Source organism: Microcoleus sp. D2_18a_B4, assembly GCF_036702475.1.
Classification (GTDB): domain Bacteria; phylum Cyanobacteriota; class Cyanobacteriia; order Cyanobacteriales; family Microcoleaceae; genus Microcoleus.
On sequence record NZ_JAUBTL010000028.1, the window covers coordinates 75930 to 87597 of the forward strand.

The following is an 11668-nucleotide window of genomic DNA, read 5'->3' on the forward strand; positions in this document are numbered from 1 at the left end:
TTGGTTTTTTTGCCGCCAATGAAAACAAGAGATCGCTTTAATCAAACAAGGTGGTTTGAGAAGAACTTGGCAGCGCTGAAATAACACGAATTCGATTAGTGGCCTCTGCCTGTGAGACAGTTCGACCCCACCATACCGCAAGCGGTTGGTGATGCGTACTTCTCCTAACCTCCATCTTTCTTTGTGAAAAATACTTGCAAAATTTTTGACATCGTGCTAACGTTAAAAGGTTTGAGACTTAACTTCAATAGAGGTAAAACCCCGCAGAATGAAACAATTGGGAACCCATCTGGTCGCTGATGCTTGGCAGTCTCCTGGAGACTTGCTCAACGATCCTGAACGTATCCGCCGCGCTATTCTCGATGCGATCGAAGCCGGAGGAGCTACTCTCATCGATTTGTGCGTACACCAGTTTAGTCCTCACGGAGTGACAGCTACTGCTACTTTGGCAGAGTCCCATATAGCAATCCATACTTGGCCTGAACACGGTTATTTTGCTGCAGATTTATTTTTCTGCGGAGCCGGCGACCCTCACCGAGCCATGAAGGTGCTACAGACAGCTTTGGAAGCTAAACAGGTAAAACTCACTGAGTTTACGCGCGGTTTCGAGCCAGGGGTGGGAATCGTAGGTTCTGCTTGTGAAGAGCAGTATGCCCCTCGTTCAGTAGAAACGATTGCCGCCAGAGGATGATGGCCAATTAGCGTAACTTTGAACAATTTATGCTAGGTTTTGTTTAAAATCCCACGGATCGAACCGTGGGATTCTTGTTGGAATTTACTTTTTCATTAATAAAGGGCGGACAACTAAATAACCTGCGCCGAAAGCTGCAATCACAATCAGAAAAATCGCGATCGCCAACCACAATCCGCTTAAATCTGAGGTTTTTTTGAGTTGAGATCGCACACGGTAAGGAGTTTCCGGCACCTCTGTAAATAATTTTTCGGGAAGTGGCTGGGGCATCGAGGTGGCTGTTGGCTCCGGTTCCGGTATTGGGAAGGGGAAAGCCACTGTCTGAGGTGGTTGAGGTATGGCAGAGTTAGTCTGCGAGGTTACAGGTGGTGGGGGCGGAGGTTCAATGCTGAAATTGAATTTGACTGACGGCATTTGAGGCATTCCTGTCTGGGTGACGCTCTGAGCCGAGTTGACTACTTGCTGTAACTGTTGGGATACTTGAACTACTGTTTCTACTTCTCGCCGCAGTTGTTGATTTTGTTGGACTAATTGCTGATTGTGGGTTTTGAGGGAGTCCACCATCGCTTGGGCTGCTTGGAGCTCTGCCGTGACTTCTCGATAGAGGGAAATCGGTACCGATGGAGAGTAACTATTTGAGTTTTCAGGGGAAGTATTGTCAGATAAGGTAGTATTTTGCATAATTGTAGATGGCGAGGGTGAACTTGTTTTAGTTTAGCCTGAGAGTATTTGCAATTAGATCGATCGCAACACAATTCGTCAAGATATTTGTTACAGATATTGAACGTTAATTTAATTTAATGTTACAAGTTTTTAGTCGATCGCTATGAACAACTACGCACCGGAACAAACTATGTCGCAAAAGTCAAGCACCGAAGAAATGAAATACGGCGAACGCCAGATTTTGGAAGGCGAGTTAATTACTTTCCCGAATCCGCGAGTCGGGCGGCGCTACTCGATTAACATTACGTTGCCGGAGTTTACTTGCAAGTGTCCGTTTTCTGGCTATCCCGATTTTGCGACAATTCACGTTACTTACGTGCCAGACGAGCGGGTGGTAGAGTTAAAGGCGCTGAAACTGTACGTCAACAGTTATCGCGATCGCTACATTTCTCACGAAGAATCGATCAATCAAATTTTAGACGATTTTGTGGCCGCTTGCGCGCCGCTGGAAGCGACGATTAAGGGCGATTTTTCGCCACGGGGGAACGTCCACACCGTGATTGAGGTGTCGCACCAGAAGTAGGTGCAGTCCCTGTGAGTGTCCGCCCGCTTGAACTGCTTTAGCGGGTAGGTATCTCATCGGAGAGAGATTCTAATGACATAAATTGTTTGACATTTAATATTTCAATCAACACCAGTTCTCCGCTGCTAGAATAGTGCAGAATCATGTTTCCTTCATCTTCGGCATAGGCGATCGGGCAATCGGAAATTTCGATCAGCATCGCATCTACATCTTGGCTGTATCTAATCTTTTTCATATCTTGACTTTCTAGAATCTCTCTTTTTAGTAATGCGTGTTGGGAGCATCTCAATGAAAGCAGCAAAGCTCGCAATTGGAATTAGGAGTCAGGAGTCAGGAGCCAGGAGAAAAGAGTCAGAAGGAAGAAGAAAGAAGTGTTTTTGCAAATATGAGATGCTCCCTGCGTGTTAACTGAACTCAATCCTTTTTAGGATCGCGAATTAAATAATTTACACTCTTGAAAGTGGGGAGTAGGGGTTGGGCGTCCCGCCCGCCCTTTCTGGACGGGCGGGACGCCCATCCCACAAGAACCATCACGCATTGTAAGTTATTTAATTCTCATTCCTTATCACATTTATTTCCTGTTTAATTATCCGTTTTTCACCTGGTGTAAGGTGCGCCTAGCGCACCCTAGGGTTAGTTTTGATTCGCTAGAGAAGTCGGCGCTATTTCGCTCTTTTCTTCCTCTTTTTTCGATTCTGCCAACTTGTCCAAAATCTCCACAACTTCTCTTTCAAAACTCACCTGAGCGCGATTTGTTCGCCCGCCGACATATAGTTTACCGTTGGTTTCCAAAGCCCAAATCTGCGAGTGAGACAGATAGCTCATCAGCACGCTAAGCATCAACAACCCAAAGCCAGTATAAACGATCGGAATACCCGGATCGGCTTTAATTTGCAATCCCGTACTGCCTACAACTTCGTCAATTGTCAGCATGACTCCGTTAACTTCTACCGCCGTGCCTGCGCGAACTGTAGTTAACAATTTGCCATCCGTACCGTACACTAACATCGTTCCTTGCAAGTCTTTTGCTAGCAGAGAAACTCCCGCACTCAAATCTGGTTTTGTGGGAATCCAAGCTCCCCAAATTCGGCCTTTACCTTGGGTGTCTAACTGAGCCATTGGCAATTGTAAAACCGGGCTTTTGTTGAGGCGAACTCGCACGGCGGCTATTGCCCAATCTGCTTGATAAAATGTGACTCCCCGGTATCTCAGGGGCTCGTTAACGTGAATGGTTTTGCGATCGACCTCTTGGCCTGTTTTGTCCAAAACTGACAGGTCAGAGTAAAATTGGTCGATTCCGCCTTCGGGAGTATAATCAATCCAGAACCGATTAACTCGCATCGACCAATCCTTCGGTATTTGCGGCCCCGCCCAAGGCCCCGCATCCAGGATATTCTGCACCTGAAATGTTTCGCCGCTGGGAACAATTTCTTGACCGAGAAATCCCGTCATTGCGCCCCATATCGACCCAGTTAAAATAATTAGCATACTGGCGTGAACAATAATCGGGCCGATTTTGCCAATTATTCCCTTGCGCGCATAAACTTTTTCACCTTCTCGAAATATGCGGTAGTTTTTTTTCTGCAAAAGTGGTTCTAACGAACTTAAACCAACTGTTTCTAATTCCGCACTGAGAGCTAATTTTTCAAACTGCTTTGGTTCTTCATAAAATTTCCAGCGGCGGGCGGCTTTTAATGCGGGAAATTGTCGGGTAAATGTACAAGCTGTTAAGCTGCTGCCGAACAAAATTAGGATTGACAAAAACCACCAAGTGCGGTATACGTGGTCAAGTCCTGCAATTAGCACAACTTTCCAAGTTAGGAAGCCGAACAAAGCGGGGTGTTCGGGATAGTTAGATTGGTAAAAGGGTACTGATTGGCCTTGTTCGATGACAGTGCCGGAAATGCTGAAAAATGCGATCGTCAGCAGCAAGATAATTGCCAGCCGCAAATCTGCTAGCACCGGCAAGATTTCTCGCTTGAAAAACCTTTGAGGGGCTGTTGCCCAGCTTGAGAGTTTTGAGAGAAATACTTCTTTTGATGTCATTGGTAATTATGGAGGAAGAAGGAAGAAGGAAGAGGGAAGAAGGAAGAAGGAAGAAAGAGGAGGGAAAAACAAAAAATGAATAAAATGTTATTATTTTTATCGAGCAAGTCTCAATCAATTTTGAAGTCTTTCTCTTTTCTTCCTTCCTTCGTGTTCTTCCTGTCTTCGCGGTTCGTAAAAAAAACTTAATTCACGCATTCCGTAGTGATTGCTATATCTCTAAATAAGGACTGAAGTCCTTACAACGAAACTTACGCGGGAAGGATGCGGGAAAGCAGAGAGAAAACGCCAAATCCTACTAGCAAAACGCCACTAACAGGCGTAATCCAACTCGACCACCGACGTAATTCTAACAACTTTTTAATGCTGGCAGTAAAAGTACCTGCTATAATCAGCGGAGCGACGTAGCCAGCAGCGTAAAACAGCAGCAACACACCACCTAAAACTGTATCTCCCGTTTTGGAAACCCAAGCTAAGAGTGTAGCTAAAACCGGCGTGCTGCAGGGAGACGCTACTAAACCAAAAGTTAAGCCCAATAAGTACGATCGCACGCCCGCCGGCAAATCTTTCGGCACCCACCCCACAGCGTCGAAAGACGGCATTTGTAAGGGTAAAGCTTCGAGTAAATTCAGCCCCATTAGAATAGCAATAATGCTGACAAGAATCGGCAAACCCACGCCAATTTTCCCGTAAACTTGTCCGGCCAATGATGCTACAATACCTAAACCCGCAAGGGTGGTGGCTAATCCCAGGGAAAACCACGCAGACTGGGCGGCAGCTTGCAGGCGGCTTTTTGCTTCGTATCCGCCGATGTAGCCGATCGTGATCGGCAACATTGAAAGCATACAGGGCGTTAGGCTTGTTAGCAACCCTGCCAGAAAGATGACTCCGACGCTGACTAAACTGAGGTTTGTCAGTTGAGTATTTACTAAATTATTAGCAAATTGGGCGAGTTCGTAAAGTTGAGTTTGCAGGGTTTCCATCAGTCGATTTTAGATTTTAGATTTTAGATTTTAGATTGACTTCACAGCCCATCGATTTTAGATTTTAGATTTTAGATTATTAGATTTTAGATTTACTCCACAGCCCATCGATTTTAGATTTTAGAGATACTCTACAGATGAATCTGGGAGTTTAAACTAAATATCTAATATTTTTGCTCTTCACGACTCCTGTCGGGGGCTTGTAGCCCTAGGCAGGTGACTTCAGGTTTGGGGCTGTCTGGCTTTGTTGAAAATTGTAACAGATGCGCGCAGGTTCGGTTTGAGATTTAAGATTTTAGCGATATTTACTGGTTGGGAGTTAAAAGGTCGATCGCACCCTGGTTTAAATTGATATCTTGACAGCATCCTCAACAAGCTGTTGGCAATGGGCGCAGCTTGGGAGTTAAAAGGTCGATCGCACCCTGGTTTAAATTGATATCTTGACAGCATCCTCAACAAGCTGTTGGCAACGGGCGCAGCTACACCCGATAATTCATTGACTGCGAAATCAGCCCGAAAGCCTGTTGTTGAAATTATTCAAGCAGACTTTAATTTTACTCTACTGTAAATTCAAGCCACTTTCTTCATTAATAGACCCGTCCGGCATTATTGCCCCTGCCAGCACCGCACCTCTGAGATTTGCTCCCGTTAAAGTAGCCCCTTCTAAATTAGCATTGCTCAAATTTGTGACTTGTTTGGAACCTCGGAAAAAGAAGCTGTGTAAGTCAGCACCTCTCAAATTACTGTCGGCTAAATTAGCATATTGCAAATCAGCACCGTGCAGCGTCGCATCCGTTAAATTAGCTTCCGTGAGATTGCTTCCCCAAAGTCGAGAATCTAAGACATTAGCATCTTGTAAATTGGCGCGGCTCAGATTTGCCAAAGTCAGATTAGCATCCCACAACTTCGTGCCGTTGAAATTAGCTTCTGTCAAATTGGCTCGACTGAGATCCGTGCCTAAAATATCAGCATTTGCTAAATTAGCGCCACTGAGATCTGCACCAGAAAGGTCAGCATTTTTTAAGTTAGCACCGGACAAATTAGCACCGGACAAATTAGCGCCGGACAAATTGGCTTCTTGGAGATTAGCTCCCCGCAAATCGACAGCGCTCAAATCGCATTGCTTCCAGAGAAAGCTGACGCACCAATTATCTTTTAATAGGTGACTCAAATCCTCCCCATTCGCGGCCATCACAGGAGGAGTTAAGTAGAGAGTGAACAGGACGATCGCCAATACGGCCGCGAAGAAAATTTTCAACCTCATAACTCTTTTCATTGACACTAATTTGCGCCATTAATTATTGATGTCTAATCAAAGCATAGCAAATAATCTGCAACTTTCCTCAGCAAGATTACTCAAAAATATTAGTAATTTGTGGAACAGGCCGGAAAGCCTGTTAAGCGAGAATGGTGCTCTGGGCGTGAGTAAAAACCGGGTTTAAGATGGCCGTGTTCGATGGACAAATCCCGATCGAATATCGCTACAAAGTAATACTTGCTGCGGGCAGTTGCGATCGCTCCCCCAGGGGCCTACCTGCAAACAATCCCCGTAGGAACTGCTCAATATGGGAAGAAAGAAACCGCCAAGCTAGCCTGAAAACCTTATATTTAAAGGGTTGTAGACGCATTTGTTCTGAATTGCGATCGTCATCACACAACTCAAGCCCCAGCATCACCAAATCTCATCAAACTTATCACGTTCCTGACACTACGGATATCACTGTCAGTAGCTGAAGTATGGAGGAAAATAAGAGCATACAGTTGAACACCACTCCTCCCATGCCTACTATCCCCCTTCTTCCCAGCCAATTAGTTGTCACAAGTATTTTCAATTCGATCGAATCTTTGGGATTCACTAATATTGCAGGCAAAGTATTTCCGGGGGAGCAAGCTGAATCCCGACAAGAGGCAAATTTAAAAGTTATTACCAAAAAGTTTTACACTCAGGGTTTAAAAAATCTCGAACAACAAGACTTGCACGGCGCTATTAAAAATTTTACTGCCACAATTAACATTAATCCGCAATTCGCGTCAGCTTATAACGATCGCGGTGTGGCCCGCTACAAATTAGGCTACAAGCAATCGGCGATCGAAGATTTAACTACAGCCATCAAACTCAATCCTTACCGAGCCAAGTATTACAGCAATCGCGGTTTTATGCTGACTGGTTTAAAAGATTATACTGCGGCGATCGCCGATTACAACTCGGCACTGCTGCTCAACCCTAATGTAGCTCAATCTTACTTTAACCGAGGTGCTATCCGCCTGCAAATGGAGAATTCCCTGGCAGCACTAGCTGATTTTGAGTCAGCAATTCGCCTCGATAGCGATTTTGCTAAAGCTTACTTTAACCGAGGAGTGATTAGATATAAATTGAGAGAGGTTCAGGGAGCATTTGAGGATTTCCAGAAGGCTGCCGAGCTTTTTAAGCTGCAGGGGAGAATGGATTCTTATCAAGATGCAGTTTCTAAAATTAGCCAGCTAAGGTATTAGTTGAATTGGGGAATTGGGAATTGGGAATTGGGAATTGGCTATTGGGAGTTGGGAATTGGGAATTGGGAATTGATAATCAGGTAAGGTGCACCGAAGAGCACCTTACACCTATAATTATGGCGTCAGTCTGGTTAAAGTTAGCCAATACTCAAGGCGGCGTCTCTGGAAGGCAAGTTATCGACAAGGAAAGCACTAGAAAAGTTAATTTCAAAAGCAGCATTTTGAACTGCTGCAGGAGTGGCATTTTGAACCACAGCCAAAGTAGCTCCTCCAAATTGAATGAGTGTGTTGCTGCCTGATTGGGTGAATGAGGTGTTGGATAAAGGGCTGGTTAAGCCAATACGATCGCCATCTCCCGGCCTAAAATCAAGAATTATATCGCTCGCCGCATCCAACTCCAGAATTTCACCCGTAACCAGAACAAACGTATCAGTACCGCCACCGCCAGTGAGAGTATCGCTGCCAGTATCGCCAATCAAAAAATCGTTACCATCGCCGCCGATTAAAACATCGTTTCCTCTGCCGCCTCGCAAAAAGTCGTTACCAGCATCACTATTGAGATTATCGTCGCCGAGATTTCCGTTAATAATATCGTTGCCAACACCGCCGCTAATGGAGTCGTTACCTTTGCCACCTCGCAAAAAGTCGTTACCCACTTCGCCAGTGATGGTATCGTTGCCTTGGCTGCCGTTAATTGCTTCATCCGTGGGTGCACCGAGGATGCGATCGTTTGCGCTACCTCCCACTACACCGCCGGGATTTTGCTGAGAGTCTTGGGAAGTGGCTTGATAGTTGTTCGGGGTGTTGGCCAATCTGAGGGCTCGCAAAGGCAGATTTACCAAATTGGTACTGTTAATGAAATTGTTGAGGACATTAACATCGGTAATGATGCTAGAAACCCGACTGGGAACGATTCCTTGAATGACTTTTGCAGTCGAAATGCGATCGCCCTGCTGCACCGCATTCACCGTTTCAAAACCTTGAATAACGTTGCCAAAAACAGCATAATTACCATCCAAAAATGGCAAATCATCCAAAGCAAAATAAAACTGCGAAGAAGCCGAATTCAAAGCATTAGAACGAGCCATTGCCACAGCCCCGCGAGTGTGCGGCAACTGCGGCGTCTGGGTTACAACTTGGTTGTAAACAGGTTGCGCGGCCCCTTGCGGCTTAATTTCCAAAGGAATAAAACGCCCCTGATTTGTCTCCGGGTCAATAAAGTTACCCGTTCCCAATTGACTTGCGGGAATTGTCGTATCTCTGCTGCGCGGATCGCCTCCTTGCACCACAAAAGGCTCTGGCTGGCGCACAACTCGGTGGAACATCACCCCGTCGTAAATGCCACGTTCCACTAAGTCAACAAAATTTCCCCCAGTAATCGGGGCATTAGTGCCGTCTACTTCGATCGTAACGGGTTGACCGTTAATTACCTGGACTACTATAGCTTTGCCTGTTAACGGGAGTGCAGCGCTCATGGGTAAATTGCTATTTGAGTGAGTGATCGTTGGGTTTTAGAAGCAATCCGCGAATTGCCCTTACCCATTTAATCAGAAAACTGTAAACTTGTCTTAAGTACAGTTCTACTTCTAAATTTATGATGTCCCGTCGCAAGTTTTTTAGCACTTTATTGGCAATTTGTCTAGTTGTTCTAAGTTTCAATTTTGCCACACCTGCATTGGCCCTCGGCGGCAAGCTTCCGACGCTGAATGAAGCGGCACCGGATTTTAGTTTGCCGACAAACAGCGGCGACGGACAAGTGTCCCTGTCCGATTATCGCGGTAAGTGGCTGGTAGTCTATTTTTATCCGAAAGACTTTACATCTGGTTGTACGATCGAAGCGCGGAGATTTCAGGAAGACTTGCCGAAATACTTGGCAAAGAATACTCAAATTATCGGTATTAGCGCGGATGATGTCAACTCCCACGCGGAATTTTGCGATTCGGAAGGTTTGAAGTTTCCGCTGTTAGCTGATACGGATGGTAAAGTGAGTAAAGCTTACGGTTCTTGGATGAGTTTTATCTCGGCGCGACACAGTTTTATTATTGACCCTGAAGGCATTTTGCGGGAAACTTTTGTGAAGATTAATCCGGCGATTCATTCTAAAGAAGTGTTGGCTCGTTTGGGGGAATTGCAGGCTAACGGGTAATACCATTTTAGATTTTAGATTTTAGATTGGAATAATTGGGAATGACTGAGGAAGCTTGTGTTTGTAGTAAGGACTAAAATCATCTGAAAATGCAGATGATTTTAGTCTTCACTGCAAACGTTATCAGGTTGATTTGACCTCACATCTTGCACCATTCTCAATAATCATTTTTTGGGCGAGTTCTCCTGCCCACCCCACAAGAAAATCTACTCTTTGTGGAACGGGCCGGAGAGCCCGTTCTTGACAATGGTGCAACATCTCAGTTTTACTGGCAATGATGGCTGGCAACGTGACAAGCAATATTAGGGTAAATCTCAAATCTCAAATCTCAAATCGCCTGTGCTGCCATACTCAATGAGAATTAAACTTGCTATTGACTGCAACAGGCTCGGAAAAAGATTCAGGCTCTGAAAATTTTCTATTTCTGCTAGCAAGGCGGCGTTCCGGGTCAATTCCCTCGAAGGTTGGCGGCAACCAAACTCGGACTACCAACAACACTCCCAAAACCAGCAAAAATGCGCCTGTTGATAATATTTGAACCCAGGGAGTTTCTAGCACTCCCCGCACGATAACTTCTCGCAAAACAGATACAATACAAACTTCCACAGCTACGCCGATCGAAACTCTTTTTTCTTGCAAGTAAATAATTAGCAACCGAAATAATTCCACTAAAACTAATAGAAACAAAATATCTGCCGTGACTTCCTGGAAATTCAAAGGAGGTAGCAGCGAGAAGAACATTTCTCGCAGTTCTAGCACCATGAAACAAAACAAGCCAATACATAGGGAAATTACAATTAAGTCTTGGACTGTTTCCAGAGCGGTGACGATTAATTGCAGATTCAACCATTGAGGGGGGTGACTGGACGAGTTGTTTAAACGCTTTTCCATTGACAGCTCCTGCAACTTGTTTGACTTTCTTACAGCTTAATTGAACTTAGGTTAATCTTTGACAATTTACAGGTTTAATCTATTTATCAGTCTCATAAAATTTCGATTGGTTGACCATTTCACACACACTTTTATTTGCCACCCAGGTGGCTTGACATTTAGTGATACTTTATGCTATATGAAGCCTGCAATAAGTAGCTTTGATATCTCAAAAATACAAGTCTGAATGCTGGAATGCCCCAACTGCTATAAAATATGAAAATTGTAAAGAATTATTTACCACAGCTTGATAAACTCAAGCTAGCGACTCTCGGCTTTAATCATACAAAAGCCGGAAAGTTAGCCCAAAAACCAAAAGTAATCCAGAGAGGATTGAACACAATGGCATTTGAACTTGCACCATTACCCTTCGCCGCTGACGCCCTAGAGTCAGGTCATATGTCGGCCAACACTTTTTCGTTCCACCACGACAAGCACCACGCTGCTTACGTGACCAATCTGAATAAACTGATTGAAGGAACGGAAATGGCGAGCAAATCCCTTGAAGAAATTGTCAAGGAATCTGCTAAAGACCCATCCAAAGCCGGCATTTTCAACAATGCAGGTCAAGTTTGGAACCACAATTTTTTCTGGAATTCCCTCGCACCGGGCGGCGGTGGCACTCCGACAGGAGCTTTAGCTGAGAAAATCAACGCCGACTTCGGCAGCTTCGACAAATTCAAAGAAGAATTTAAGACTGCTGCGACAACTCAGTTCGGTAGCGGCTGGGCTTGGCTGGTTTTGGACAACGGCACTTTGAAAGTTACCAAAACTGCTAACGCTGACACTCCGGTAGCACACGGCCAAACTCCGTTGCTGACTTTGGATGTGTGGGAACACGCTTATTATTTGGATTTCCAAAACCGCCGTCCCGACTACATTACTAATTTCTTGGATAATTTGGCTAACTGGGAGTTTGCAGCAGCAAATTTGGCTGCGGCTTAGTAGCTTCTGAGTTTGAGGACTTTAGTCCTCACTACAAACCGATAAAGTTTGTAGTGAGGACTAAAGTTGTGATGAAGGAGAATTATATCGATTCCGGTTGCACCGTTCGTCATTGTTGACTGTTGACTGTTGACTGTTGACTGTTGACTGTTGACTGTTGACTGTTGACTGTTGACTGTTGACTGTTG

At 44.9% G+C, this 11668-nt stretch carries 14 protein-coding genes; 5 read left to right on the plus strand and 9 right to left on the minus strand.

All coding sequences use genetic code 11. The annotated features are described in order from the left end of the window. Nucleotides 1-268 precede the first annotated feature (268 nt). Entirely contained in the window at nt 269-691 is a 423-nt protein-coding gene (gene speD / locus QUB04_RS17470; protein WP_190743421.1) for an adenosylmethionine decarboxylase, read from the plus strand. A gap of 84 nt (nt 692-775) precedes the next feature. Here speD and QUB04_RS17475 read toward each other — a convergent pair whose 3' ends face one another. Further along, a complete protein-coding gene (locus QUB04_RS17475; RefSeq protein ID WP_333140615.1) occupies nt 776-1372 on the minus strand; it encodes a hypothetical protein in 597 nt (198 codons plus the stop codon). 145 nt (nt 1373-1517) lie between these two features. Between QUB04_RS17475 and queF the strand changes: the two genes are divergently transcribed. After that, nucleotides 1518-1937, plus strand: coding sequence for a preQ(1) synthase (gene queF, locus QUB04_RS17480; RefSeq protein WP_006633986.1), 420 nt, complete (start codon nt 1518-1520; stop codon nt 1935-1937). Between the two features lie 37 nt (nt 1938-1974). Here queF and QUB04_RS17485 read toward each other — a convergent pair whose 3' ends face one another. From QUB04_RS17485 to QUB04_RS17505, 5 genes are all read right to left on the minus strand, one after another. Then, nucleotides 1975-2172, minus strand: a complete 198-nt coding sequence (locus QUB04_RS17485; protein WP_333140612.1) for a DUF2283 domain-containing protein — start codon at nt 2170-2172, stop codon at nt 1975-1977. Nucleotides 2173-2570: 398 nt separating this feature from the next. Further along, nucleotides 2571-3983, minus strand: a complete 1413-nt coding sequence (locus QUB04_RS17490; RefSeq protein WP_333286211.1) for a cytochrome c biogenesis protein — start codon at nt 3981-3983, stop codon at nt 2571-2573. Nucleotides 3984-4234: 251 nt separating this feature from the next. Continuing rightward, complete coding sequence (locus QUB04_RS17495) at nt 4235-4966, minus strand: cytochrome c biogenesis protein CcdA (RefSeq protein ID WP_445301066.1); 732 nt, start codon at nt 4964-4966, stop codon at nt 4235-4237. 222 nt (nt 4967-5188) lie between these two features. Next, nucleotides 5189-5416 (minus strand): hypothetical protein, encoded by a 228-nt coding sequence (locus tag QUB04_RS17500; protein ID WP_333286213.1) that lies wholly within the window; start codon nt 5414-5416, stop codon nt 5189-5191. A 109-nt stretch (nt 5417-5525) separates the two neighbouring features. Then, nucleotides 5526-6242 (minus strand): pentapeptide repeat-containing protein, encoded by a 717-nt coding sequence (locus tag QUB04_RS17505; RefSeq protein WP_333286215.1) that lies wholly within the window; start codon nt 6240-6242, stop codon nt 5526-5528. Nucleotides 6243-6745: 503 nt separating this feature from the next. On the opposite strand from QUB04_RS17505, the gene QUB04_RS17510 reads away from it, so the two are divergent. Then, entirely contained in the window at nt 6746-7459 is a 714-nt protein-coding gene (locus QUB04_RS17510) for a tetratricopeptide repeat protein (protein WP_333286216.1), read from the plus strand. 137 nt (nt 7460-7596) lie between these two features. On the opposite strand, the gene QUB04_RS17515 is transcribed toward QUB04_RS17510, so the two are convergent. After that, a complete protein-coding gene (locus tag QUB04_RS17515; protein ID WP_333286218.1) occupies nt 7597-8934 on the minus strand; it encodes a peptidylprolyl isomerase in 1338 nt (445 codons plus the stop codon). Nucleotides 8935-9053: 119 nt separating this feature from the next. On the opposite strand from QUB04_RS17515, the gene QUB04_RS17520 reads away from it, so the two are divergent. Continuing rightward, a complete protein-coding gene (locus QUB04_RS17520) occupies nt 9054-9605 on the plus strand; it encodes a peroxiredoxin (protein WP_333286220.1) in 552 nt (183 codons plus the stop codon). A 351-nt stretch (nt 9606-9956) separates the two neighbouring features. Here the strand turns inward: QUB04_RS17520 and QUB04_RS17525 are convergent, their stop codons facing one another. Then, a complete protein-coding gene (locus QUB04_RS17525) occupies nt 9957-10496 on the minus strand; it encodes a phosphate-starvation-inducible PsiE family protein (protein WP_333286222.1) in 540 nt (179 codons plus the stop codon). Between the two features lie 381 nt (nt 10497-10877). Between QUB04_RS17525 and QUB04_RS17530 the strand changes: the two genes are divergently transcribed. Beyond that, complete coding sequence (locus tag QUB04_RS17530; RefSeq protein ID WP_333286234.1) at nt 10878-11480, plus strand: superoxide dismutase; 603 nt, start codon at nt 10878-10880, stop codon at nt 11478-11480. Here QUB04_RS17530 and QUB04_RS17535 read toward each other — a convergent pair. After that, nucleotides 11477-11668 (minus strand): hypothetical protein (locus QUB04_RS17535; RefSeq protein ID WP_333286224.1); only part of this gene is annotated, 192 nt, incomplete at its 5' end. The two genes, QUB04_RS17530 and QUB04_RS17535, sit on opposite strands and share 4 nt — an antisense overlap.

Excerpts from the sequence above, each read along its gene's own strand:
- speD (WP_190743421.1), top strand. The coding sequence starts at position 269 with ATGAAACAATTGGGAACCCATCTGGTCGCTGATGCTTGGCAGTCTCCT.
- QUB04_RS17475 (WP_333140615.1), bottom strand. The coding sequence starts at position 1,372 with ATGCAAAATACTACCTTATCTGACAATACTTCCCCTGAAAACTCAAAT.
- queF (WP_006633986.1), top strand. The coding sequence starts at position 1,518 with ATGAACAACTACGCACCGGAACAAACTATGTCGCAAAAGTCAAGCACC.
- QUB04_RS17485 (WP_333140612.1), bottom strand. The coding sequence starts at position 2,172 with ATGAAAAAGATTAGATACAGCCAAGATGTAGATGCGATGCTGATCGAA.
- QUB04_RS17490 (WP_333286211.1), bottom strand. The coding sequence starts at position 3,983 with ATGACATCAAAAGAAGTATTTCTCTCAAAACTCTCAAGCTGGGCAACA.
- QUB04_RS17495 (WP_445301066.1), bottom strand. The coding sequence starts at position 4,966 with ATGGAAACCCTGCAAACTCAACTTTACGAACTCGCCCAATTTGCTAAT.
- QUB04_RS17500 (WP_333286213.1), bottom strand. The coding sequence starts at position 5,416 with ATGCTGTCAAGATATCAATTTAAACCAGGGTGCGATCGACCTTTTAAC.
- QUB04_RS17505 (WP_333286215.1), bottom strand. The coding sequence starts at position 6,242 with ATGAAAAGAGTTATGAGGTTGAAAATTTTCTTCGCGGCCGTATTGGCG.
- QUB04_RS17510 (WP_333286216.1), top strand. The coding sequence starts at position 6,746 with ATGCCTACTATCCCCCTTCTTCCCAGCCAATTAGTTGTCACAAGTATT.
- QUB04_RS17515 (WP_333286218.1), bottom strand. The coding sequence starts at position 8,934 with ATGAGCGCTGCACTCCCGTTAACAGGCAAAGCTATAGTAGTCCAGGTA.
- QUB04_RS17520 (WP_333286220.1), top strand. The coding sequence starts at position 9,054 with ATGATGTCCCGTCGCAAGTTTTTTAGCACTTTATTGGCAATTTGTCTA.
- QUB04_RS17525 (WP_333286222.1), bottom strand. The coding sequence starts at position 10,496 with ATGGAAAAGCGTTTAAACAACTCGTCCAGTCACCCCCCTCAATGGTTG.
- QUB04_RS17530 (WP_333286234.1), top strand. The coding sequence starts at position 10,878 with ATGGCATTTGAACTTGCACCATTACCCTTCGCCGCTGACGCCCTAGAG.